This window comes from Bacillus sp. FSL K6-1338 (assembly GCF_038006965.1).
In the GTDB taxonomy this organism is placed as follows: Bacteria; Bacillota; Bacilli; order Bacillales; family Bacillaceae_G; genus Bacillus_A; species Bacillus_A thuringiensis_S.
Genome location: NZ_JBBOWI010000001.1, coordinates 3,185,956 through 3,209,939 on the forward strand (window position 1 = coordinate 3,185,956; position 23,984 = coordinate 3,209,939).

The following is a 23,984-nucleotide window of genomic DNA, read 5'->3' on the forward strand; positions in this document are numbered from 1 at the left end:
CTTACAATATATCAACGATTTTTCAAATATATCGATTTTTCGACAAATATCAGCACAATTAAAATGAAGCTACCTTTTCTTCAGCCACTTCTACAATTTCTAAAATTTGTAGCAGACTCTCCACTTCATAAGTCGGATTAACACTCGTCTTATTCTCTTTCAAACTCGGATTATACCAACACGTATCAATGCCGAAGTCTTCTCCGCCTTTCATATCAGAAGTTAGCGAATCTCCGACCATTAGTACACTTGATTTATCCGTAATTCCAAATTTCTCAAATGCATAATCAAAAATCTCACGCGCTGGTTTTTGATGACCAACTTCTTCAGAAATAATAATGTGATCAAAGAAATTACATAAAGGTGAATTTCCGATTCTTGATTGTTGCACCTTCGTATATCCATTCGTAATAATACCTAACTTGCAATCTTGTAGATTTTCACATAATTGTACTGCGCCTTCTATAAGGTGTACTTCTTTCCCTAAGTTTTCAAGATATACATCACTAAATTGCTGCGCATCTACGTTTATATTATGAAGTGCAAATAATTGTCTAAATCGATCTACTGCTAATTCACTTAGCGTAATCATTTTATTTTCTAAATCTCTCCATAATCCATTACTAATCTCTTTATAACTTGCAAGATAATCATTATACCCTGTAGGCATACCAAACTGTACAAACGCATTATGTAATGCGTGTCTTTCCGTTTCAGGGAAATCTAATAATGTATCATCTACGTCGAATAATATAACTTTGTATTTCATGATGTTTTCCTCAACTCCTATATTCTCATAGCTTAATTATAACAACAATAAGAAAAGGAGGCTAATTAAAACCAGCCTCCCTTCTTCTTACTTATCTTCCAGCAATAACTCTTTCATTTCCTCTAACGACTCTTTCGTAAAGCCAAGAGCCCTTTCAGCGTATGCTTCAACTGATCCGTATTGCTTTTGAATTTCACCAATCGCAGCTTGCAAGTATTCAGCACGTGCTTCAAACATTGCACCTAATATCGCTCTGCTCTCATCGTTTTGTAATTTCGCACCTAAAAAGGCCATCATTTTTTCATTTAGCTTTTCACGAAATCCGTTACTTAGTAAGTAGTCTTCCATTACTGTTTTTTCTGGTACACCTAGTAAAAGTAGTAATAATGCTGAACCAAATCCAGTACGATCTTTTCCAGCTGTACAGTGGTTTACTAACGGTAAGTTTTCCGGGTTTTGCGCTAAGTTTAAGAAGCTCACGAATGCCTCGTTACCACTTACGAAACCTTGGTTCATTTTCACAAGATATTCACCTGGTTTTCCTAACATAGAAAGGTCACCAACTTGGAAAAACTCATTTATATTTAAGTCTTTCGCTAAGTCTTGCATAACTGGTAAGCACACTTGACGAGCACCCGTAATTTCTGGATTCGGCTTATGCTTCACTTCAAAGTCTGTACGATAATCGCAAATTAACTTTAAGCCAGACTTTTGCAAATAGGCAATATCCCATTCAGTTAGCCCTGCTAATTCTTCAGAACGATATAATTTGCCCCATTTTACTTTACGGCCTTCAGTCGTTTCATATCCTCCCATATCACGGAAGTTAAACGCACCTTGTAATGGCAATCTACGCTCGGCTACTGTTACTGCTTGTCCATTACTTCCTACTAATCTAAAATATGGACGTTCATTTTCACTCGGGTTTTCAATTGTATATGATAATTCTCCATTTACCGTTGCAAGTAGTTCTCCATTTTCTTCAATATGATCTGGTGAAGTACTCCAATAAATACGAACTTCTTCTATATTATTTTCCCACTTTATTTGTAACGTATTATCTTCAATTCTTTCTACAGTTGCTTGTAGCCAATTTCTTTGCTGCTCCATTCTTTCACCAACGCTTTCTCATATAATCGAATCTTTCTTTATTGTATTATAGGAATATCTATTTTGTCGTTCTCATTTTTCTTTTTATCTTACAAAGAGGCAAAAAGTTCTTTTACTTGTTCATAAGTTGTACACGGATTCCCTCGAAAGACATATGCAATTTGTTCATCACCTAAATCTTTATATACAACTGTCCCGCGATCAGGGTGCGAATAAATAGTCCCCTCCCGCTATACGAGTTCGAGAATATAGACCATTCATCCTCCTAAAACACCCTCACATACCGCTCAGTACAACTTAGCAGCTGACATCCATTCTTTTCAAAAACATCCTTCATCCATTCATTTTGTATATTTGTCTCACCAATATAATAAGATGCACCTATTTCCTTTAAGACAAACAACGCACCTGCAAATAATGCAGCTTCATATCCCTTATTACGCATATTTGGAGTAACTGCGAAGTACATAAGTTTCCCTTCTTCTAACGTACCTCTTTCAATATGCGGGATTACAATTCCTATCGGCTTTTCATCGACATTCGCTGTTAAGCAATGTTCTTTCCATTGCTCACCAATTTCTTGTAGCATCATATGCACAAATTGATCATGAACGACTGGTTCTCCCGTCGCTTCATTCCACAGTGAATAAAAAGCCTCTTCCCCTACTTCTTCAATTAACTTAAAATCAACTTCACTTTCTATATCTTCTACTTCGTATATATCTTTAAATACAATCATGCTTTCCGTAACATATTCAAATGAATACGTTTCAAAACATTTTTTATACACATCATAATTTGGGCTTTTTGAAGAAATTTCAAAATGTAGTTTTTCTAATTCACCTTTTTTAGCTTCAGCAACGCAATATTGCATCATTTCCTCTAATTGCTCTTCTGTAAAAATCTCTGCATTATTTTCTTTTATCATAATAGAAGAAGCACTTCTTCTTATTTTAAAATGTTTTTCTAACTGTTCTATCGTCGTCATATTCTTCCCTCATCTATATCATACTCGAATTTCTAATCGTTCTCCTTGCATGAGCAGGATTGTCCTTGAATATATAGAATACTAGAAAAGATCGCATCTTTAAAGTGCGGAGGAGGTTCTCCAGTGGATATTACAGCATTGCAACAACAGTTAGAGCTTATACAACAAAATGACTATACGCAACTACAGCATATAGACGTAAATGAGTTAACTTTGAACATGCTTCAGTATATCGGAACGACTGATAGCTACGTTCGTTACCAACTTATATATAAATGTTTTGCGCATTTCATTCATCATGAATTCCTTATGGACGATCAGCTGAAATTACTTCTGCAAACTTGTTTAAGTGATGAGTATTTATATTGTGACATTTACTCCCCACATACAGATGGGGTTTTCACACGTTCTTACACTGTTTCGTTAATTGCGTTAATACTCCAATTCGCTAATTCGCACTACTTTTGTACAGAGGAGGATATCGAAGAAATAAAAAATAAACTCATTACATATACAAACTTAGAAACGGATTTTCGAGGCTATATTGAAAACAAAGGATGGGCTCATTGTCTTGCTCACGTATCTGATGCTTTCACCGAAATTGTTCATAATACGTATACGACCTTTGAATGGTACGAAGAATTAATTCATTGTTTATTAAATAAAATTTTTATTCCATCTGACCTTTTTCATAATAATGAAGATGAACGCATTGTTACTCCATTACTAGCAATGCTGTATCATGATTTTCCTCAAAACGAGTTAATTTCTATTATTCATAAAAAAATAAAAAGGCTTCCTCAAATTAGAAAACGCCTTTCACTTAATGAGTATTGTATTTTATGCGCCAACATTAAAACCTTTTTACGCACATTATTTTTCAGAACGAAAGATGACCATAACTTAGCTTTTACAGCGCGTAAAACAGAAAGAATGTTAAAAGAACTCCCTAACTATTATTAAATACAAGGAGCAAAAATATGGGCTACATTGAAGACATGAGAAATCTAGTAGGAAATCATCCACTTATTTTAATAGGATCACATGCCATTATATTAAATGAAAAAGATGAAGTATTACTGCAGCTTCGGACAGATTTTAACCGATGGGGCATTATTGGGGGTGCCTTAGAATATAACGAAACGTTAGAAGGTGCTTTAAAACGAGAAGTATTTGAAGAAACTGGACTTATTATTAAAAATCCAGAACTATTCCGTACATACTCAGGGCCAGATTTCTTTCAAATCTATCCAAACGGCGATCAAGTACATGGTGTACTCGTTGTTTATATTTGCCGCGAATTTCACGGGGAGCTTATATGTGATAAAACTGAGTCAAAAGAATTACGTTTCTTTCCGTTTGATGAGTTACCTAGTACTCTTCATCCAGTCATTGAGGGGATTCTTCGCGATTTTCATCACTCTAATTAAAAATATAAATAAAACAACCTCATTTCCCGTCATTACAACGTGAAATGAGGTTGTTATCGTTCACCGTAAATCCCTATTTCCCCAAAATGATATTAACGCTCTCTTTCTACAACTTTATATCCCTTTATAAAAAGGATAGTTATATAAGAAACAATAAATGAAAGAATAGTATACATGCCAACCCAAAAGAAAAATGCTGGATCGTGCACTGTAACACTTAACATAAGAAAAATAAGAAATGTTACAATTGGCATCGCGTAAAATGTACCTACTTTATATGTCACAGCTATTGAAAAAATACAAATAAGCAATGGATATATACAGAAAATAAAAATGATTTCACTCAATGTTATGTCCCCCTTTCTGCAGAAATAATAGGTTTCTCGTAAACATTTGGGGGAACAACAAAATTTTATTTTTTATTAGTAAATATAATGTTAGATTGTTATCTCAATCTGATTCCCTTCAGGATCACTTACTACACTTTCATAGTAACCATCCCCTGTAGTTCGTGGGCCGTTTAACACAGGGTACCCTGCTTCTCTTAATGTATGAGTTAATTCGTTCACCTTTTCTTTATTACCTACAGAAAAAGCAATATGCGCATATCCTACTGTTTGTGTTTTTATTTTATCGTCTATCCCTACTTGTCTCATAAGTTCTAGACGCGCACCACCTTCAAAAGTTATGAAATAAGATTCAAACTGCTTTTTCGGATTGTGATATAAGCTATTTTCTTCACCACCGAAGTACTGTTTATAGAAATCACACATTCCTTCTAAATCATTCACCCAAATTGCTACATGTTCAATTTTCATAATCGACACCTTTTCTTTTATGTTATTCAACTGGCAATTGGATGCTTCATTGCCAGTACATTTAATTTTCTTTATTTGTTCTCGTAATCATAAGATCAAGTCCAAGGCTTTTTAACCCATATAAATAATCTTCTTTCCAGTTGCTCACTGTTATTTTCGGAATATGTTCTGCCGGAATGTACTGCGGACAACTTTTTACAATTTGATCTATTACAAATTGATTCACTTCATCATCACAGAAGATAAACGTATGAGGGTTAATAATAGCTATACATGTAGCTATTAAACGAGTAATAGCATCTATATTATATTCCTCTGAATTATGCGAATCCCCACTTCTCAAAGCTTGTAAGAAATTTTTATTATCATACTGCGGAACGAAAGATATCTCTCCTGAGAAAAATGTACTTCCGCGTACGACATCTCCATTTACCATAATCCCCGCACCTGGGCCATTTTGACCTGAATACAAATATACAAGAGAGGAATTGTCATTATTCCTCGTGTTTTTATGATACCCGAGCACTGCAGCATTCATATCGTTTTCTATTACTACTGGTATAGAAAACAGTTCCTCAAAGTGACTTTTCAAATTAAAATTTTGAAACTTTTCATATCCAGGAATATAGAAAATACGCCCATTATCGACCGCACCAGGGACACCAATTGATATAGAACTTATTTTTGGAAACATAGCTATAAGACTTTCTATATGTTCTGTTAATACGCTTAGTCCCGCATCAATTAATGCACTTGAAGTACTCCCTTGTTCTTTTACTTCCCCTAAACAGTTAAAAATTGTATAATTCGTCTCATTTTTTTCTAAAAATATCGCTAATCCTAACATATATTCTGGATTATACGCATATCGTTTCGCTCTTCTTCCGCCACTTGAATCATCTAAACCGACTAAAGTGACTTCACCATCTTGTTTCATATTTTCTATAAATTTACTTATCGTTGGAAAACTAATTTCTAATGTATTACTAAGTTCAACTTTCGTCGCACTTCCTTGCTCTAGAAGAGCCGTACGAATGCCGCGAAGGATCGTCTCTTTAATTGATTTTTGAGTAACAAATTGTTCACTCAAATCGCTCACCACCTTAATCAACATACTTATTAAACACTTTTAATAAGTTGCGTTGACAATATATCATACATCATTTTCTAAAGCAATAGAGATGATATATTTCCGCTGCATGCAATCCTTATTTAGCTCGGTGTATTCTCTCTTGTAATAGACGATACAATTCCAGACAAAAGAACAAATAATAAAACCGCTAGCAAGGCATTACGTATTCCGAATGCTTCCCCAAGTATCCCTAAAAATGGTGGTCCGACTAAAAAGGCTGTATAACCAATGATAGAAACTGCAGCAACATTAGAAGTCGCATTTTCACGGTCATCTCCAGCAGCTGACAGACCAATTGGGAAACCTAGCGCTGCACCAATCCCCCACAGTACTACACCAAATGCTAGAAAATACGAATTACTCCCAAATATTACGATTGAAATTCCTAGAATCGCCATCATAATAGTGGCACGTACGACAGCGACACGACCGAATCGATCAAGGAAATAGCTGCTACACATACGAGTTAACGTCATTGCTAATACAAAAATTGCGTACATAATAGAACCTGCCACTATACTTTGCTCATGTCCATCTACCATCACGATAGGTAGCCAATCATTTGCACTACCTTCTGCAAATGCCATTCCAAGCACAAAAAGACCAATTAAAAGCACCTTTTTTTCCATACGTAAGGAAGTACGCTTCTCTCTCCTTTTGTTCCGCGATTTCTCCTTCTTTCCTGTTCCATGCGGAAGAAAACGATACACCATACATACAAGTAATAGAAATATGACCGAAATCACAAGAAACTGATACAGAATCGGGATGTGAAGCGACGCTGCGACAGAACCACTGAGCGCGCCTACTAAAGTTCCTACACTAAAAAAGCCATGGAATTTCGGAAGAAGAGTTGTTCCTAATTTCTGCTCAATGGAAGAACCTTCTACATTCAATGCGACTTCCGCCAATCCGTAGCCTACTCCAAATACTAGTAAGCTACTAAAAGCCCCCATACTAGAAACAAAATAAATATTTATACCTAAACAAATCAATCCAACAATCATAAAAAACATACTGCCTATAATAACGTCTCTAGCTCCCTTACAGTCAATGAAGCGGCTTGCACTCAGTAAACCAATTATTGAACCAACAGATAGTCCGAACAAAATCCAGCCCATTTCTGCATTTGACACTGCTAACATATCTCGAGTAGTTGCTGTTCTTGAAATCCATGTAGCAAATGCCACACCTGGCAAAGCAAATAAGAGAAAAAGAGCATTTCGAGAGGCAAGTAATCTCTTTTTATGATTGTCCGCACTATATTTCTCCATATGAAACACCTTTCACATTGTCTATACGATAATTTACGAACTGTTGAAAACGCCCTTTATTCTTCTATCGTTTTAATAACTTTAGCTGGATTACCACCAACTACTACATTATGAGGTACATCTTTTGTCACAACTGCCCCTGAAGCAATTACAGCGTTGTCTCCAATTGAAATACCAGGGTTAATAATAGCTCCCCCGCCAACCCAAACATTGTTACCTACCTTTACTGGCTTTCCATATTCTTTACCAGAGTTCCGCTCTACCGGATGCAACGGATGCGTAGCAGTATAAATGTGAACACCTGGTGCAAACATACAATTATCACCGATTCGCACTTCACAAACGTCCAAAATCACACAATTAAAATTTGCGAAAAAGCTCTTTCCAACATGGATATTGTAGCCATAATCACAACGAAAATCAGGATTAATTTGGGCTTTCCCATCAGCTGAAGAACCTAAAAGCTGATTTAATAACGTAAAACGTTTTTCATCTCCTATCTCCATCGCCTCATTATAAAGGCGTGTTAAACGTTTTGCTTCAGTTCTATCAGCTACTAACTCTTCATCATCTGGCATATACATTTCTCCTGCCACCATCTTTTCTTTCTCCGTTTTCATACATTCATCTCCTTTTTTATTGAATGAGATCCACTTATTAAACTTCTTTAATAAGTGACTTAAATTATACTTATTAAACACATTTAATAAGTAACCCTATATTAGCATACTTTTTAACATATGCAACTAATAAGTTTTGAAAAGAAGTGCGAATTCCTTGCTCTACATATCAATATGAAGAATATTATATAGATAAACAAGGGAACGCTCAGCGCCCCCTCTCAAATCCAATCCGTTTTTTAATTTCAGCTAAATTTACCTTCGCGATTTCTCTTGCCCGCTCAGCACCTTTTTCTAACGCTTCGTATAATAAATTTGGCTCATTCATATACCTAGCGTATTTCTCACGAGGTCCAGCTAACTCACGATCTACAACGCGAAACAACTCTTTTTTCACATCACCCCATCCGATTCCAGTCTCATATTTTTCACGGATCGACTGTATTTCAGCCTCTGTCGCAAATTCTTTATAAATTATAAATAACGTTTCTAGTTCTTTCGGTTCATTCGGAAGTGAAGAATCTGTTTTGATTTTAAATATTAACTTTCGTAGTTTTTCTTTCTCTGCAAATAATGGGATTACATTCCCGTAACTTTTACTCATCTTTCTTCCATCAAGTCCTAGTAATATTGCTCCTTCTTCTTGTATGACATACTCCGGAAGTGTAAATGTCGTGCCGAATGTATGCTTAAAATACGTCGCAATATCACGTGCAATTTCAATATGCTGAATTTGATCTTTCCCAACTGGTACATGAGTAGCTTGAAATAGTAATATATCCGCCGCCATTAAGATCGGATACGTATATAATCCCATATTCACTCCTGCATCTATCTCTAAACCCGCTTCTTTATTTTGCTCCACCTTCGCTTTATACGCATGAGCACGGTTCATAAGTCCTTTCGGAGTTAAGCAAGCTAATATCCAAGCTAATTCTAGAATCTCCGGCACTTCTGTTTGTCTATAAAAAATAACATCTTCCCCAAGTCCAAGCGATAACCAAGTAGCTGCTACCTCTTTCGTATAACTGCTGAACTTTTCTGAATCATGCACAGCATTTAATGCATGATAATCAGCTATAAAGTACAATGCTTTTCCTTCATTATTCTTTAACATTTGTAATGCAGGTTTAATCGCGCCAATATAATTTCCTAAATGCGGATAACCTGTCGGCTTAATTCCTGTTAACATTATTTTTTCACTCACACTAACTCCTCCTTTCTCAAAATAAAAAGAGCCTCTCATCCTTAAAAAGGACGAGAAACTCCCGCGGTACCACCTTAATTAGCTATCATTATAGCTCACTTCAACTTCTTAACGTGAAGTAACCGTCTTTACCTACTCATTTCAGTTAGAAGCTCCAGAGCCCATTCCATATTCATCCCTTACTGATTCTCACCACATATCAGCTCTCTGAAAAGTTTCGAATATGTACTCTTCTCTTTCATTGCTTTTTCGTTATTTTTTTACAGTTTATCACATTCCACTTCCAAACAAACCCGAATTTTCTATTTTATATAGCAGGAATTTCCACTTCAATTGTCTAATCTTATATAGGTTTGCAGAAATATTCAAAACAACTTTGGAGGTTTTTTCATGGTAAAATATATATCCATTTTAGGTTCCACAGGATCCATCGGCACATCTGCATTAGATGTCGTTTCAGCTTATCCTGAACATTTCAAAATCGTCGGTTTAACCGCAAATTATAACATTGATCTTCTTGAGCAACAAATCAAAACGTTTCAACCTCGTATTGTAAGCGTTGCGACAAAAGACTTAGCAGACACGCTTCGTACGCGTATTTCAGCAAATACAAAAATCACACACGGGACTGATGGCTTAATTGCAGTAGCTACTCACCCTGATTCAAATCTTGTATTAAGTTCTGTTGTCGGTGTTTCAGGATTACTCCCAACAATTGAAGCATTAAAAGCGAAGAAAGATATCGCTATTGCTAATAAAGAAACTTTAGTTGCAGCTGGACATATCGTAACTGAACTAGCGAAACAAAACGGATGTCGCTTAATTCCAGTAGATAGTGAGCATTCAGCTATTTTCCAATGTTTAAACGGAGAAAATAATAAAGAGATTGAGAAGTTAATTGTAACAGCTTCCGGTGGTGCTTTTCGTGATAAAACACGTGAAGAAATGCAAACGTTACAAGCTAAGGACGCTTTAAAACATCCAAACTGGTTAATGGGCGCAAAACTAACGATTGATTCTGCCACATTAATGAATAAAGGATTCGAAGTAATGGAAGCGAGATGGCTATTTGATATTCCGTATGAAAAAATTGATGTAATGATTCATAAAGAAAGCATCATTCATTCTTTAGTAGAATTTATTGATGGATCAGTTATGGCACAGCTCGGTGCTCCTGATATGAGAATGCCTATTCAATATGCGTTTCACTATCCTACTCGGCTACCTTCTTCCTATAAAAAATTAAATTTATTAGAAATCAGTAGTTTACATTTTGAAAAACCAGATTTAGAGAAGTTCCCTTGTCTACAATACGCATATGAATGTGGCAAAATCGGTGGTACTACTCCCGCTGTATTAAATGCAGCAAATGAAATTGCGAATGCACGATTCTTAAAAAATGAAATTGTCTTTTTCGATATTGAAAAAACAATTTACAAAACAGTTGAAGCTCATCATAACGTAAAAGACCTTTCACTAGATGCTATATTAGAAGCGGATCAATGGGCGCGCCAATATGCAAATGAATTGTTAATAAAAAAGAGCTAAAACAGTTCCCACTGTTTTAGCTCTTTTTTCACGTATTCAACTTAACAAATCTATAACCGTGCGTAACTAACACTTTTAATATCGCGTATCCTGGAATGGCTAAAATAATGCCCATAATCCCGAATAAGTTTCCGGCAGTTAAAATGATAAATATGATTGTAATTGGGTGAATATCTAGCTTTTTCCCCATTACTTGAGGAGAAATAAATTTACCTTCTGCTAATTGTACAACCATCATAACAATGATTACTTTTAACACCATTGCTGGCGAGTCAATAAATGCGATAATTAACGCTGGTGTAATAGCAATAATTGGTCCTACGTACGGAACGATATTTACAATCATCGCTAAAATCGCAAGTAGTACCGCATATTTAATACCGATAATAAGGTAACCGATTAATAGCATAATACCGATAAACAAGCTCACGATAATTTGCCCTCTAATATACGAGCTAATCGCATAGTGCATATCATCTAGTATTCTCATTGCTGCTGGTTGTCTTTGTTCTGAAATGAATTTTAAGAAGTGATTCGGCAATTGTTCGCCATCTTTTAAAAGATAGAACAATATAAATGGAACCATTACAAATGTTAAAACAACCTCTGTAACAGTACTCAAGAATCCAGTTACATTCCCAGTTACTGATGATAATGACTTTGTAAAATCAACTGTATAGTCTTTTACCATATTCGCAACATTAATATTTAAATTCTCCTGAATTTTACCAAGTAAATTACTTTCCCCGAATCTACGCGCTGCTTGTTCAATCTCATGGCCAAAGTACGGTAAGTTATCAATTAATGCATCAATTTGATCTTTAATAATAGGGATAACAGTTACAACTAAAAACACAAATAATCCGATTACTATTAAGTATATTGAGGCTATCGATACGATTCTTGAAACACCTTTCTTTTCTAAAAGTGAAACGAATGGATGCAAAATATAGAATAGCACGCCTGCCAATAGTACTGGGAAGAAAATTGTTTTTAAAAATACGATAAACGGTGTAAAAACAAATGATATTTTTGTTAGTAATAAAATATTAATAAACAATAACGCAAATCCAAGCAATACCGCCAAATAATTTTGTTCTCTAAAAAACTTTCTTAACTTATCTCTTTTTCTTATATTTATTTTCTCCAATGAAACCACCTCTTCGAATGATGAAAAGCCCTTATTCAGGGCTCTTCATCATAATCTATATCTCTATTTCCTTGCAGCTTTCACTACAAATGATACAATAAGAATTAACACGATTGCACCTAATAATGCCGGCACGACATGAATCCCACCAAATGATGGCCCAAAGGATCCAAATAATCTACCACCTAACGAAGCACCTAATAAACCTGCGATAATATTTCCGAACATACCACCTGGGAAATTTTTACCCGTTATAGAACTAGCAATTGCACCTATAATAGCACCAACTATTAATGTGATAATCCATCCCATTTTTAGTCCTCCATTTCTATTATAGTTTGTATGATTCAATACAAACATATGTATTTATCATTGCTAATCATATTTCACTATAGAAATATATTTACTACTATTTTACATATGGAGATACATATATTATATGCAAAAAAGAAAAATATTGTCAAACTCACCCATAAAGCAATTATATTAATATACCATATTCAAAGGAGGCTTCATTATCTATGATTCTTAAGTTAAATTCCACTTCTTTTGAAGTAGCAACATCCATTTTACAAGTTCAAATTCCAGCCTATAAAGTTGAAGGGGACTACTTAAATAGTACTGCCATACCCCGTTTATATGATACTGTAAACGATATTCAAAGTTGCGTTGAAACATTCTATGGATATTTTTCTGAAAATAAACTTGTCGGCTTTATTTCTTTTGTACAAGAAGAAAAACTAATTGATATCCACAGGTTAGTTGTATCGCCCGATTTTTTTCAAAAAGGAATTGCGACGAAACTCCTAATTTATATATTTAACATGTTCCCTTCTTCTATGACATACATTGTACAAACAGGTAAAGCAAATACCCCTGCTATCGCATTATATAAAAAACACGGCTTCCTTGAAGTAACATACACCGAACTACCTGATGGAATAGTACTTACACAACTGAAAAAACAGAAAAAATAAAATAATTTGACTAATCGTTTTATTTATGTTACCTTTTACCTTATAATACCTTTTGCTGAGTCCAAATTTTGGAGCGGGGGAACCAATTTTGTAGCTATGCTACTTGGGGCGAATCTTTTTTTAAGTAGGGAAACTCTCACTTCCCGAGTCCGACAGCTAACCTCGTAAGCGTAATGGGAGAGGAAGGTGCTTTTTGCCTATGTTACACATTTTGCCTCCTTAATTATAAATATGGGATCGATATCAAATAGTCACCTATATTTATAGAAAAGGAGATATGTATTATGTTACGTTTATCTGATCACGCAATAAAAATGATGGAGCAAAGACTTCGACTCGAACAACATCGCACATATCAAGCAAATAAAATTGTAGATAACTTACATCACAAATACTTCTTTCAACATATTTTTCAGCCAAAAAGATAAAGCAAAACTTTAATCAGTGGGGGCATCCCCACTGATTATTAGTTAAACCAATCGGGCTTTTACGGTCCGTTGATCTATCACCTAACTTCTTTACTCTAGCTGAATTTTGTAGTGGGTGTCTTACTGCCCGTTAATGCAGGATAAAAAATTGTTCATTTAACATCAAAAACACAAGGTGTGTCTAAAAAGACATTCCTTGTGTTTTTATATTTCTTATAATATTCTCACTACATTTAAACTTGCCGTAATCGTACCTGCTATTGTAGTCACATGCCCAACACCGAGCGGGCCATTTTGTAATATAAACGTTGAATTTGCACTAGCTACATTTACAAGAAGCGTATTTGAAATAGATGGTTCCAATACTACAGTTGATGTCGTTACATTTTGTATAAAACTCCCTGTTACTTGTGTTCCATTTAATAGTAATCTTACAGATACTACTTCATTCCCACCAGTCGCGTCCCCTTGGAAATAGTAGCTTACTAAATATATTCCTGGCGTCGATACTGTGACAGTTGTAGCACTAGTTAAAGATACACCAGTTCCATATACAGTGGATCCCGAGTTAATTGGAATATTGGCACTTGCTGCAATTGTGCTTGTTGATGTAGAAAAGAAATAGCCACCACCTGTCGATATAGCAGATGATCCTGTTGCTCCAGTTAAGCCGGTTGGACCAGTGGCGCCGGTTGGGCCTGTTACTCCCGTTCCTCCTGTTGCTCCAGTTATTCCTTGTATGCCTTGTATTCCAGTCGGGCCAGTGGCACCAGTCACTCCCGTCTGGCCGGTTGCTCCCGTCGAACCTGTTATCCCTTGGGGACCTTGGATTCCTTGAAGACCTTGGGGACCCGTTTCTCCAGTCGGGCCGGTTGCTCCCGTTGGACCCGTTATCCCTTGGGGACCTTGGATTCCTTGAAGACCTTGGGGACCCGTTTCTCCAGTCGGGCCGGTTGCTCCCGTTGGACCCATTTCTCCTTGTGACCCTTGAATTCCTTGAGGACCTTGGGGACCCGTTTCTCCAGTCGGACCGGTTGCTCCTGTTGGACCGGTTGGCCCCCCCTGGCCGGTTATTCCTTGTAGACCTTGAGGGCCGGTTGGACCTGTTGGGCCGATTGGACCTTGCACTCCTTGTATCCCCTGAATTCCTTGGGGACCAGTTGAACCAATTGGACCTTGGATTCCCTGAATTCCTTGAGGACCCGTTGCCCCTGTCGGACCTGTTGGACCTTGGGGACCTTGCACGCCTTGTATTCCTTGAGGACCGGTTGGGCCTATACTTCCTTGCGGTCCCTGGATACCTTGTATTCCTTGAGGACCGGTTGGGCCTGTTATGCCACTCGGACCTTGTACGCCTTGCACTCCTTGTGGGCCAGTTGGGCCACTCGGACCTTGTACGCCTTGTAGACCTTGTAAACCAGTTGGACCTGTCGCTCCCCTTACTCCTTGCTCACCTTGTATACCTTGAACCCCTTGTGGGCCGGTTGGACCGATTGGACCCTGTGCCCCTTGCACTCCTTGGGGACCTGTCGGACCGGTTGGGCCGATTGAGCCTTGTAATCCTTGTAGACCTTGCGGACCTGTCGGGCCGGTTACTCCTTGTATCCCTTGTGGACCTTGAATGCCTTGGTCACCCGTTGGACCGGTTGCCCCCATCGGCCCCTGTACCCCTTGCAAACCTGTTAAACCGGTTGCTCCTGTTGGACCCTGTATTCCTTGCACTCCTTGGATTCCTGTTGCTCCTGTTGCTCCTGTCGCCCCTGTTGCCCCTGTTGCTCCTGTCGGACCGGTTGGACCCCCTGGTGATCCTGCTGGACCGGTTGGACCGGTTGGGCCTCCCGGAGGACCGGTTGGACCTGTTGCTCCTGTTGGACCCGTTGCAGAACCAGTCGGACCGGTTATCCCAGTTGATCCGGTTGATCCAGTTGGACCTGGATCCCCTTGTAAACCAGTTGCCCCTGTCGGACCGATTACACCTTGCACTCCTTGGATTCCTTGAGAACCGGTTGGACCTACCTGCCCCATTTCTCCCTGGGGACCTTGTAAACCTTGAACACCAGTTTCCCCTTGTGGCCCCATTGGCCCCTGTTCCCCTTGGATTCCTTGAGAACCTGTTGGGCCTGTTGGACCAATTAGACCCTGTATTCCTTGTATTCCTGTTATACCTTGTAAACCACTACTTCCTAAATTACCTTGAACACCTTGTATACCAGTATTTCCAGTCGGACCTGTTGGACCATTGTCCCCTTGCACTCCTTGTATACCTTGTATTCCTGTTGGACCTGTCGGACCGACTTCCCCTTGCATTCCTTGTATGCCTTGTATTCCTGTTGAACCTGTTGGACCGATTGGACCAGGAATTCCTTGTATCCCCTGAATACCAGTTGGACCTGTCGGACCTCTTTCGCCTTGAATTCCTTGAACACCTTGTATTCCCTGTGGGCCTTGTTCTCCCATAGGTCCTTGACTACCTTGAGAGCCTTGTGGTCCAGTTAAACCTGTTGGACCTGTTGGACCATTTTCTCCCTGTACCCCTTGCACCCCTTGTATTCCTGTCGGACCTGTTGGACCGATTGGACCTTGTACGCCTTGTATTCCCTGCGGTCCAGTTGGTCCACCTAAAGCACCTGTTGGACCGGTTGGTCCAGTGGGCCCCGTAATACCTGGCGGCGGAAAAGGAATAGGTGCTTGAAACTTACTACACTTATCTTGATTCTTCACAAGCATCTCCTCCCGTTTGTAACGCATCAAACTATTTGTAATATGTTTAAGCTAGCTGTTATTACTCCCGCTAATGTCGTTACATGCCCAATAGCTAATGGACCATTTTGTAATGACAAAGTGGAATTTGGAGAAGTAACTTCAATTACCATCGTATTTGAAATCGCTGGTTCTAATATAAAATTACCTTTTGTAACATAAAGAATAAAACTCCCTGCGACTTGCGTTCCGTTTAAAACAAGCCTTACCGAAATCGTTTCATTCCCCAAAATTGCATCCCCTTGAAAATAATAACTTATTAAATATATCCCTGGCGTACTTAACGTTATAGTTGTCGCATTTGTTAAACTAACTCCTGCTCCAAAAATTGTAGAACCAGAATTAATTGGTATTAGCGCATTCGCTGCAATTGTACTCGTTGCAGTGGAAAAGAAATAACCGCCCCCACTAGGTAAACCAGTCGCTCCAGTCGCTCCTGCTATCCCCGAGAAACCTATTGATCCTACATTACCAGTTGCGCCTGTTGGTCCAACCGCTCCGTTTTGCCCCTGACTACCTTGCGCTCCAACTGGGCCTATACTACCACTAGCACCTGTCACCCCACTTGCTCCAATTGGGCCTTGCAAACCTTGAATTCCTTGTATACCTTGTATTCCTTGCGGACCCGTTGCGCCTATATCGCCTGTCATTCCTGTTATTCCTTGTATTCCTGTAATCCCTTGAACACCTTGCACACCTTGTGGTCCAGTTGACCCGGTTGCTCCAGTAGCTCCAGTTTCACCCGTTGCACCAGTAATTCCAATATTCCCTTGTGGGCCTTGGGGTCCTTGACTACCTTGTGCCCCTTGGACTCCTTGAGGGCCAGTTATACCGACCTCCCCTGTATTTCCTTGGGGACCTCTAATTCCTTGTGCTCCTGTTGGACCGATTATTCCTTGCACTCCTTGTATTCCTTGCACTCCTTGAACTCCTGTTGGACCCGTTATTCCTTGTAATCCTTGAGGACCTTGCAAACCAATAGCTCCAGTCGGACCGATTATTCCTTGCACTCCTTGAAGACCTTGTGCACCTTGTGCACCCGTCAATCCCGTAGTCCCTTGTATCCCTTGAACTCCTTGAGGACCTTGTGCTCCAGCTGCTCCTGTTTCCCCTTGAATTCCTTGTACTCCTTGTATACCTTGCGCTCCAGCTGGACCAGTTGCTCCTCGGATTCCTTGTTCACCTTGAACTCCTTCCGCTCCTGTAACACCAGCTGGACCGGCTATCCCTTGTACTCCCACCATTCCTTGTGCACCTGTTGGGCCTATTACACCTTGAATACCTTGAATACCTTTAGGGCCTTCTGCACCTGTCGGACCAGTTACTCCACGCGTACCTTGTATTCCTTGAGAACCTTCTGCACCCGTTGGACCCGTTATACCTGGGTTACCTTGAGGACCTTGTGCCCCTTGGACTCCAACTGCTCCAACTACACCTTGGGAACCTTGGACTCCCCTTACACCTTGAGGACCTGTTGGACCTGTTATACCTTGCACTCCTTGCGCTCCAATTGGTCCTATCCCTCCGCTTACACCTGTTGAACCAGTCGCACCCGTTGGACCTGTTGGACCTCCTGGCGGGCCGGGTGGACCTGATGGACCAGTCACTCCACTAGATGGACCAATTGGACCGGTTGTTCCCGTCGGACCACCCGGTGGTCCTTCTGAGCCTTGTGTACCAGTAGGACCAGTTGCTCCTGTTATCCCTCGTACTCCTTTTGCTCCTTGAAAACCTGTGGATCCACTTACTCCTTGTATTCCTTGAACTCCTTGTGGACCTTGAGGGCCTGTTACACCGGTTATTCCCTTTATTCCGCTTATACCTTGAGGACCTTGTATTCCAGTAGAACCAGTTGGTCCTACTACACCTTGTGCCCCTTGATCACCTTGGTGTCCTTGTTCTCCAGTAATTCCTTGTATTCCTTGAGCGCCGTCTTCTCCTTGTATACCAGTAGCCCCTTGCTCTCCTTGTATCCCTTGAACACCTTGAGGACCTTGGGAACCAGTTACCCCTGGAACTCCAGTTACCCCTCTCTCTCCTTGTATTCCTTGTGCCCCCGTTTGTCCTCGCTCACCTACTTCCCCTTGTATTCCTTGTATGCCCTGTATTCCTTGACTACCAGCAAGACCCGTAGCTCCCTGTGTTCCTTCTAATCCTTGTACCCCAATATCACCAATTGGACCTTGGTTTCCGATTAATCCTTGAGCACCTTGGAGGCCAGTTGGACCAGTTATACCTTGCTCTCCGGTATCACCAACAGCTCCTTGTATTCCCTGCGCTCCTGTTGTCCCTCGCGAACCTTGTATTCCCCTGATACCTTGAGGTCCTTGGGGACCAGTTGCTCCCGTCGGTCCAGTCGTCCCTGTTGGACCAACAGGACCTTCATGCCCTCCAGTTGGACCTACAGGGCCACTATTACCTATTGGACCAGTTGCACCTATAAGCGGAAGAGGCAGTGCCACTCCGAATTTTTTGCAATTTTTATGATGACGCACAACAATCCCCCTTCCCTAAAATCATTACACCTTTTATATGAAATGCATTTTTTTAAAAAAAGTACACCTCTGACCTTATTTTTTAAAAATAAAGAAGCCTATCATTTCAACTATTTGAAACGATAGGCTTCTTTTTATAAAACAATTTATTTCCTCGCCTTAATAATAAAAGTAGTTGGTACCATCCTAGCTTTATATAAAGAATAATATTTCGTAGACGGCTCAGCTAGTTCTCCATCAAACGAGCTCGATGGTTCAGGCTCTTCTATTCTCTCAATTATAAAGCCTGCTCTATTTAACTCATTTATATATGTACTTATTTTTCTCTTATATAATATCGCTTGTACATTTTCTCCTTTAAATGTTTCAAACGTAATGGACGTTTCCTCATGATAAGAAGACTTTATAGCAACTTCTTCTGTACCATATTGTAAGTTTGAATATACTGGGTGCTCCCAACTAAAAATAAAACTTTCTCCTGGCTTTAAATAGGAATATATAAACTCTACTGTTTTTCCTAAATTTGAAGTCCAACCTAATGCATAAATGGAATATATAATATCAAAATACCCTTTCTGAATATCTCCTTCTTCTTCCATTGCTCCGCATATTAACTTTGGATTCCAACGCTTTTACGTTTTATTCGCTGTTTTAATTTGTTCACTTGAAAGAAATATGGTGCAACTGTATCCCAACACTTTTTGTTTAAAGCTAACATTTGTGTGCCTTCCATATCATTCCCCCCATCCATTTTTCTTTCTCTAATATTACTTACATATCATAACCAGATCGCCCTTTTCTCTTCGCCCGGTAGTTTTTCACTTTTGCAATCGTCCCGCATGCTCTTCCTCCTTCTTCTCCAGCATACATACCGCACCATCTTTTACTTCCATTTCGCGAATAATCATAAAATACCCAGCGACAATCTGGACATGCTTTTAACCTTCCCCACACATTTTCTTGAATTGACATTAACACAATGCTTAGCACTTTTGTATACACATTCTCTTCATATACTGGTTCATATGTAATACCTTTCATATCTTCCTTTATATGTACATGAAATGGGTATTTCTCTAACCATTTTTGCAATGATCCTTCGCCTTCAATTGTCATCCGAATATCTTCTCGAAAACCTCTTAATTCCTCTATCGTATGAAATGGAAACTCTTCATCAAAATATTCTTTCATAAAGAGCTTTATATCTTCTTTTGTTTGCAGCAAATCAATTGGCTCTCTCGTATCGTTTGGTATTCTCCATGTATTTAAAAATTCCCGAATATATTCTAGTTCATTTGGAGCGTTTTGATTCAATTCGATCCACCTTCTTCTTAAAATTTACTTTTTTCTGACTTTATGTATAATTATAGTATAAAATAGTTAACCATCAAATAATTTTACTGGTTACATAATTAGGGAGATTTCTATGAAAAGTTTCTCAACACCGATACGTTTCATGCTTATTTCTTCATTTTTTATGTCTTTTGGGTATTTTGCAGTATACGCATTTTTAGCTATTTATCTATTAACCTTTCTTCATTTTTCTGCTGTCCAAGTAGGAACAGTGTTGACGGTTATGACAATTACATCACGAGTTATCCCATTATTCTCAGGGTTAATTGCTGACAAAATAGGCTATATCATTATGATGATAGCTGGTTTATTTTTGAGAGGAATCGGATTTATCGCTTTAGGAATATGCTCTGATTTCTATACAATTTCTATTTCTTCTGCACTTATTGGCTTCGGAACTGCATTTTACGAACCTGCCGCTCGCGCTATATTTGGCGCACAGCCAGCTCATTTGAGAAAAAATTTATTTACATATTTAAACCTTAGCTTTAATTGCGGTGCAATAATCGGACCAATTGCAGGAGGGTTCTTACTCTTACTCGATCCACTCTACGCTTTCTCTCTAACAGGATCTCTTATGCTGTTATTTGCTTTTATCTTTTACTTACTTAAAAATCACTTCCATGTCACTACTGAAAACACGTCTATTACATTAGGAATACAGGCCATCTTACAAAACAAGTCTTTCCTTCTGTTTTCCTTTATCATGATTTTCTTCTATATTATGTTTACTCAGCTTACTGTCGCACTTCCACTTCATATGAAAAACATTAGTAATAGCAATCAACTTGCTACACTCGTTATTACGATAAATGCGATAACAGGCGTCATATTTATGGTATTATTCCGAAAATTATTCCACAAATACAACACACTTTCGATTATTAAATACGGTGTTTTATTAATGAGTATTTCCTTTTTACTCATTCCTTTATTTCAACACCCATATTGGCTCTTTATTTGTGTAATTTTATTTACAATCGGTGAAACACTCGTATTACCTAACGCTGATATCGCTATTGCAAATTACAGTAATGAATCATATACAGCCACTTTCTTCGGATTTTATCAACTATCACTCGCATTTGGTTTTATCATCGGTAACTATACCGGGACATCGTTTACATCCAATTTAAACGGAATGTATACACCATGGCTTATTTTCGGCGGAATAGGAGTTATTGGTTTTATTTCACTCCATATTTTAAATATTAAAAAAGGGAGCTCTAAAGAGGATATATACCTATGTAATGAGACGAAACCTCTTTAACACATTACAATTGAAATGGTACCTTTAGACAAGCAACCTATAATAAAAAAATTCGACCATCATACTTGACAGTCGAATCTTTTTATTTTTCATATTCAAGATGATTATGTCTTTTACAACCAAATAAATAGCACCCCCCTAAATGATAAGTTTCAAATTCTAACCCTGGAACATATCCAGATTTGATACGTTCTATCATTGTTTTATAACAATTATTCTCTTCTGTATATTCCTCAATTAACTCTTTCTTATCTTTTTCTGTCCAGTTTTCTTCTACTTCTTCATTCTGAACATCTTCTATTTCTGATGTTTTCGCTTCGATAGATTCCTGTATAACTTCATTTATACGGGAGAAATTATTAGCTTTATATAGAGCATATACAAACCTACCAATCCAGTTAGGACTTTTCCAAACTTCTTTGTATCCCTTTTCGAACCATTCAATTGCTTCGTTATAGCAATTCAACTCAACATATAAATCTGCTACATGAATTTCTCCTAAAAAATTATCAGATTTCCTGTTAAAAGCATCTAACTTCTCTTTCGCTTCTGTCGTTCGCCCTAAATCAATTAAGCATTTTACATAGCTATACATTATATAGTCCGAATCCCCTGCAACTCGCAAAAAAAATTCCGAAGCTTTTTCTAACTCTCCAAGGTTATAATGCGCTACAGCTACATTGTGAAATGCTTCATCCGATGGTTGCATCGAAATAGATTTTTGCAATACTTCTTTCGCTTCTTCCCATTTTTCTTGTTTCGTGTAAATTTCCCCTAAGATGTTATAAGGAAAGTATGAAGAAGGATTCAACTTAACAACTTCTCTTATTAATTCAAGAGCTTTATCATCATTCTCTTCCTCATAAAAGTACATCCAAGCCAGATTATTGAGAGATTGTACGTCTCTAGATTCATGTACTGCTTGTTGAAACAGTTCCATTGCTTCCTCATATTTATTTTGTTCAAACATTTCAATTGCCTTCTCATTAATGTTCAAATAACTACCTCCGAAGTAAATGAATTCATCTATTCCCTATCATTATTGTAAAATGTAAAAATTATAATTTCTATAAAAAAATTTCTTTCTCTCGTCTACATTTCGATTGAAATAGAAGCTAAAACACACGAATTTACAACAATCAGTAAATTTTTTAATCTCCCTTAAATTGGATATACATCCTGTTTTAATTTACATATTATGGTACAATTAAAAGGGTACTAACTAAACATTTACGCTCCACACTAGTAATCTAGCAATACCAAAATCAAAATTCACATGGAATTGAGGGATGTTATGAAACAGAAATTAGCTGTTCTTCTATTCACCGGAATCATATTATCCGGATGTTCAGCTATTGCAGGAAATTCTTTAGAAACTGGAAACGGCAGTATGGAATTATTAACACCAACCATTACAACAAAAGATAATGAATTAGAAATTAAGACCGAGGGCATTGATGAAAATAAAGTGACCTTTATTTATGTTGCTAATAAAAAAGTATTGGAACAAAAAATTAATAATGGTGAATCCTACAAGCTTAACATTAAAGATATCGAACACGCTCATAGGACGGACTACAAGCCAAAAGTTCAACTTTTGCAAACAAAAGATGATGATAAAGATGGAGAAATGGTAACCTTTAAACAAGTTAGGTATACAGTTAAAAAAAATTAATTTTATAGGCATTTCATTATAAATGTAACGAACGAAAATTTACTTTTAACAGTGGGTAAATATAAGGGGTGCTAGCATGAAAAGAAGATGGATTTATTGGTGGATTGGTAACATATTTTGGATTATAGCTTTCGGGATATTGACAGCTATCATTTTGCTAAGAGAGGTTGATGGGACCGGTGTTACTCAAACACCTGAGCTGAAATTAATAGCCTTTATCGTTTTATTAATTGCATTTATATTACCAATAATTATTCAAGTTGTATGGTTACTTGTTAATTTAAGAAAGAGTAGAAAAAAATAATACATAAAAAAGAGAGGAATCTTTTTCAAACTTGATTCCTCTCTTTTTATTTTGGGATTATGCCATGCTTTTAAAGCTGCACTACTCCCTTTTCTTTACGATGCATGTTCATCTTTCTTCTTCATTAACGCTCTCTTCTTCATCGCCTTCGTTAAATATCCGCCTTTAAATGAACGGATTTCATAAGAAGACATAAACGCTTTCGGTGCAATTTTATTAATGATTTCTAACAGTTCTTTCTCTCTAGAGCGCTTTGCAACGATATCTAAGCGATAACGTATAGAATTAATTCCTTCGCCTTCAAATACCGTAACACCAAATCCAGAGTGACGTAGTTCATCTACTAATTCATTACAACGGTCTAGTAAACTAACTTGATACGTAATATAACCAATTGCTAATTTATTCTCTATATAACCGCCTAATAAAAGTCCTGTACTAAAGCCAATGACATAGGCAACGATGTTCATCCAATTTGATAAATCTTGAAACACAATACCTAAACTGACAATGTAAATAGCTCCTTCTAACAATCCAACACCAGCAGCGGATCTTGTTTGATTCTTTACAAGCAAAATCGTACGGATTGTTAAAATTGGAACATAAATAATTTGAAGCACAAAAATAAGTAACGCTTGTAACATTGGTATCCACCTCTTTCAAAAAGTCTTTTGTC

24 protein-coding genes, 1 pseudogene, 1 riboswitch and 1 other annotated feature are annotated in these 23,984 nt (G+C 37.8%); of the genes and pseudogenes, 8 read left to right on the plus strand and 17 right to left on the minus strand.

The genetic code is table 11. From position 1 onward, the window contains the following. Positions 1–58: 58 nt before the first annotated feature. From NZ044_RS16380 to NZ044_RS16390, 3 genes are all read right to left on the minus strand, one after another. The gene (locus NZ044_RS16380) at positions 59–769 is read right to left on the minus strand and encodes a YjjG family noncanonical pyrimidine nucleotidase (RefSeq protein WP_000875913.1); all 711 of its coding nucleotides are present in this window, start codon (positions 767–769) and stop codon (positions 59–61) included. A gap of 87 nt (positions 770–856) precedes the next feature. Next, positions 857–1,879, minus strand: coding sequence for a tyrosine-protein phosphatase (locus NZ044_RS16385; RefSeq protein WP_017763419.1), 1,023 nt, complete (start codon positions 1,877–1,879; stop codon positions 857–859). Between the two features lie 265 nt (positions 1,880–2,144). Next, a complete protein-coding gene (locus NZ044_RS16390) occupies positions 2,145–2,867 on the minus strand; it encodes a GNAT family N-acetyltransferase (protein WP_017763420.1) in 723 nt (240 codons plus the stop codon). 123 nt (positions 2,868–2,990) lie between these two features. Here NZ044_RS16390 and NZ044_RS16395 point away from each other — a divergent pair, with 123 nt between their 5' ends. Then, entirely contained in the window at positions 2,991–3,830 is an 840-nt protein-coding gene (locus tag NZ044_RS16395; protein ID WP_000355454.1) for a DUF2785 domain-containing protein, read from the plus strand. Between the two features lie 17 nt (positions 3,831–3,847). Next, positions 3,848–4,297, plus strand: a complete 450-nt coding sequence (locus tag NZ044_RS16400) for an NUDIX hydrolase (protein WP_000540466.1) — start codon at positions 3,848–3,850, stop codon at positions 4,295–4,297. Positions 4,298–4,389: 92 nt separating this feature from the next. Here the strand turns inward: NZ044_RS16400 and NZ044_RS16405 are convergent, their stop codons facing one another. The 6 genes from NZ044_RS16405 to NZ044_RS16430 form a co-directional block, all read right to left on the minus strand. Beyond that, a complete protein-coding gene (locus NZ044_RS16405; protein ID WP_001289513.1) occupies positions 4,390–4,644 on the minus strand; it encodes a YbeF family protein in 255 nt (84 codons plus the stop codon). A 90-nt stretch (positions 4,645–4,734) separates the two neighbouring features. Continuing rightward, positions 4,735–5,115, minus strand: a complete 381-nt coding sequence (locus NZ044_RS16410; protein ID WP_000687550.1) for a VOC family protein — start codon at positions 5,113–5,115, stop codon at positions 4,735–4,737. A 61-nt stretch (positions 5,116–5,176) separates the two neighbouring features. Then, a complete protein-coding gene (locus NZ044_RS16415; protein WP_000003031.1) occupies positions 5,177–6,205 on the minus strand; it encodes an ROK family transcriptional regulator in 1,029 nt (342 codons plus the stop codon). A gap of 122 nt (positions 6,206–6,327) precedes the next feature. Next, a complete protein-coding gene (locus tag NZ044_RS16420) occupies positions 6,328–7,521 on the minus strand; it encodes an MFS transporter (RefSeq protein WP_000417593.1) in 1,194 nt (397 codons plus the stop codon). A 56-nt stretch (positions 7,522–7,577) separates the two neighbouring features. Continuing rightward, on the minus strand, positions 7,578–8,141 hold the full coding sequence (locus NZ044_RS16425; RefSeq protein ID WP_000845634.1) for a maltose acetyltransferase domain-containing protein: 564 nt from the start codon (positions 8,139–8,141) through the stop codon (positions 7,578–7,580). 208 nt (positions 8,142–8,349) lie between these two features. Continuing rightward, the gene (locus NZ044_RS16430) at positions 8,350–9,348 is read right to left on the minus strand and encodes a tryptophan--tRNA ligase (RefSeq protein WP_017763422.1); all 999 of its coding nucleotides are present in this window, start codon (positions 9,346–9,348) and stop codon (positions 8,350–8,352) included. Positions 9,349–9,391: 43 nt separating this feature from the next. Beyond that, positions 9,392–9,599: a binding site (T-box leader), on the minus strand. A gap of 139 nt (positions 9,600–9,738) precedes the next feature. Between NZ044_RS16430 and NZ044_RS16435 the strand changes: the two genes are divergently transcribed. Continuing rightward, positions 9,739–10,896 (plus strand): 1-deoxy-D-xylulose-5-phosphate reductoisomerase, encoded by a 1,158-nt coding sequence (locus NZ044_RS16435; RefSeq protein WP_098506657.1) that lies wholly within the window; start codon positions 9,739–9,741, stop codon positions 10,894–10,896. 28 nt (positions 10,897–10,924) lie between these two features. Here NZ044_RS16435 and NZ044_RS16440 read toward each other — a convergent pair whose 3' ends face one another. Both NZ044_RS16440 and NZ044_RS16445 read right to left on the minus strand, forming a co-directional pair. After that, complete coding sequence (locus tag NZ044_RS16440) at positions 10,925–12,046, minus strand: AI-2E family transporter (protein WP_000411479.1); 1,122 nt, start codon at positions 12,044–12,046, stop codon at positions 10,925–10,927. A gap of 63 nt (positions 12,047–12,109) precedes the next feature. After that, positions 12,110–12,358 carry a GlsB/YeaQ/YmgE family stress response membrane protein gene (locus NZ044_RS16445; RefSeq protein WP_000539733.1) on the minus strand — a complete coding sequence of 83 codons (249 nt, stop codon included), beginning with the start codon at positions 12,356–12,358 and terminating at the stop codon, positions 12,110–12,112. 209 nt (positions 12,359–12,567) lie between these two features. Between NZ044_RS16445 and NZ044_RS16450 the strand changes: the two genes are divergently transcribed. Next, entirely contained in the window at positions 12,568–13,023 is a 456-nt protein-coding gene (locus NZ044_RS16450; RefSeq protein WP_000601235.1) for a GNAT family N-acetyltransferase, read from the plus strand. A 43-nt stretch (positions 13,024–13,066) separates the two neighbouring features. Continuing rightward, positions 13,067–13,210: riboswitch (cyclic di-AMP (ydaO/yuaA leader) on the plus strand. Between the two features lie 97 nt (positions 13,211–13,307). After that, complete coding sequence (locus NZ044_RS16455) at positions 13,308–13,451, plus strand: hypothetical protein (RefSeq protein WP_000945244.1); 144 nt, start codon at positions 13,308–13,310, stop codon at positions 13,449–13,451. 213 nt (positions 13,452–13,664) lie between these two features. Here NZ044_RS16455 and NZ044_RS16460 read toward each other — a convergent pair whose 3' ends face one another. From NZ044_RS16460 to NZ044_RS16475, 4 genes and pseudogenes are all read right to left on the minus strand, one after another. Then, positions 13,665–16,178, minus strand: coding sequence for a BC_3345 family exosporium-associated protein (locus NZ044_RS16460; protein WP_098506635.1), 2,514 nt, complete (start codon positions 16,176–16,178; stop codon positions 13,665–13,667). A gap of 20 nt (positions 16,179–16,198) precedes the next feature. Beyond that, positions 16,199–18,706, minus strand: coding sequence for a collagen-like protein (locus tag NZ044_RS16465; RefSeq protein WP_118961659.1), 2,508 nt, complete (start codon positions 18,704–18,706; stop codon positions 16,199–16,201). A gap of 146 nt (positions 18,707–18,852) precedes the next feature. After that, positions 18,853–19,439: pseudogene (locus NZ044_RS16470) on the minus strand (methyltransferase domain-containing protein). A gap of 38 nt (positions 19,440–19,477) precedes the next feature. Beyond that, positions 19,478–20,020 carry a CGNR zinc finger domain-containing protein gene (locus NZ044_RS16475; protein WP_044784249.1) on the minus strand — a complete coding sequence of 181 codons (543 nt, stop codon included), beginning with the start codon at positions 20,018–20,020 and terminating at the stop codon, positions 19,478–19,480. 112 nt (positions 20,021–20,132) lie between these two features. Between NZ044_RS16475 and NZ044_RS16480 the strand changes: the two genes are divergently transcribed. Beyond that, a complete protein-coding gene (locus NZ044_RS16480; RefSeq protein WP_098506634.1) occupies positions 20,133–21,329 on the plus strand; it encodes an MDR family MFS transporter in 1,197 nt (398 codons plus the stop codon). An 82-nt stretch (positions 21,330–21,411) separates the two neighbouring features. Here NZ044_RS16480 and NZ044_RS16485 read toward each other — a convergent pair whose 3' ends face one another. Next, the gene (locus NZ044_RS16485; protein ID WP_001024467.1) at positions 21,412–22,326 is read right to left on the minus strand and encodes a tetratricopeptide repeat protein; all 915 of its coding nucleotides are present in this window, start codon (positions 22,324–22,326) and stop codon (positions 21,412–21,414) included. Positions 22,327–22,623: 297 nt separating this feature from the next. Between NZ044_RS16485 and NZ044_RS16490 the strand changes: the two genes are divergently transcribed. After that, a complete protein-coding gene (locus NZ044_RS16490; protein ID WP_000810640.1) occupies positions 22,624–23,004 on the plus strand; it encodes a hypothetical protein in 381 nt (126 codons plus the stop codon). Positions 23,005–23,080: 76 nt separating this feature from the next. Next, positions 23,081–23,308: a DUF3923 family protein gene (locus tag NZ044_RS16495; RefSeq protein WP_000830329.1), complete on the plus strand. Its 228-nt coding sequence runs from the start codon at positions 23,081–23,083 to the stop codon at positions 23,306–23,308. A gap of 95 nt (positions 23,309–23,403) precedes the next feature. Here the strand turns inward: NZ044_RS16495 and NZ044_RS16500 are convergent, their stop codons facing one another. Continuing rightward, positions 23,404–23,952, minus strand: a complete 549-nt coding sequence (locus NZ044_RS16500; RefSeq protein WP_000938443.1) for a DUF2179 domain-containing protein — start codon at positions 23,950–23,952, stop codon at positions 23,404–23,406. Between the last annotated feature and the right edge of the window lie 32 nt (positions 23,953–23,984).

What these genes read in the sequence shown, in the direction of transcription:
- NZ044_RS16455 (WP_000945244.1), top strand. Translation starts at nt 13,308, where the DNA reads ATGTTACGTTTATCTGATCACGCAATAAAAATGATGGAGCAAAGACTT.
- NZ044_RS16480 (WP_098506634.1), top strand. Translation starts at nt 20,133, where the DNA reads ATGAAAAGTTTCTCAACACCGATACGTTTCATGCTTATTTCTTCATTT.
- NZ044_RS16385 (WP_017763419.1), bottom strand. Translation starts at nt 1,879, where the DNA reads ATGGAGCAGCAAAGAAATTGGCTACAAGCAACTGTAGAAAGAATTGAA.
- NZ044_RS16450 (WP_000601235.1), top strand. Translation starts at nt 12,568, where the DNA reads ATGATTCTTAAGTTAAATTCCACTTCTTTTGAAGTAGCAACATCCATT.
- NZ044_RS16400 (WP_000540466.1), top strand. Translation starts at nt 3,848, where the DNA reads ATGGGCTACATTGAAGACATGAGAAATCTAGTAGGAAATCATCCACTT.
- NZ044_RS16380 (WP_000875913.1), bottom strand. Translation starts at nt 769, where the DNA reads ATGAAATACAAAGTTATATTATTCGACGTAGATGATACATTATTAGAT.
- NZ044_RS16420 (WP_000417593.1), bottom strand. Translation starts at nt 7,521, where the DNA reads ATGGAGAAATATAGTGCGGACAATCATAAAAAGAGATTACTTGCCTCT.
- NZ044_RS16500 (WP_000938443.1), bottom strand. Translation starts at nt 23,952, where the DNA reads ATGTTACAAGCGTTACTTATTTTTGTGCTTCAAATTATTTATGTTCCA.
- NZ044_RS16495 (WP_000830329.1), top strand. Translation starts at nt 23,081, where the DNA reads ATGAAAAGAAGATGGATTTATTGGTGGATTGGTAACATATTTTGGATT.
- NZ044_RS16435 (WP_098506657.1), top strand. Translation starts at nt 9,739, where the DNA reads ATGGTAAAATATATATCCATTTTAGGTTCCACAGGATCCATCGGCACA.
- NZ044_RS16445 (WP_000539733.1), bottom strand. Translation starts at nt 12,358, where the DNA reads ATGGGATGGATTATCACATTAATAGTTGGTGCTATTATAGGTGCAATT.
- NZ044_RS16460 (WP_098506635.1), bottom strand. Translation starts at nt 16,178, where the DNA reads ATGCTTGTGAAGAATCAAGATAAGTGTAGTAAGTTTCAAGCACCTATT.
- NZ044_RS16390 (WP_017763420.1), bottom strand. Translation starts at nt 2,867, where the DNA reads ATGACGACGATAGAACAGTTAGAAAAACATTTTAAAATAAGAAGAAGT.
- NZ044_RS16410 (WP_000687550.1), bottom strand. Translation starts at nt 5,115, where the DNA reads ATGAAAATTGAACATGTAGCAATTTGGGTGAATGATTTAGAAGGAATG.
- NZ044_RS16425 (WP_000845634.1), bottom strand. Translation starts at nt 8,141, where the DNA reads ATGAAAACGGAGAAAGAAAAGATGGTGGCAGGAGAAATGTATATGCCA.
- NZ044_RS16490 (WP_000810640.1), top strand. Translation starts at nt 22,624, where the DNA reads ATGAAACAGAAATTAGCTGTTCTTCTATTCACCGGAATCATATTATCC.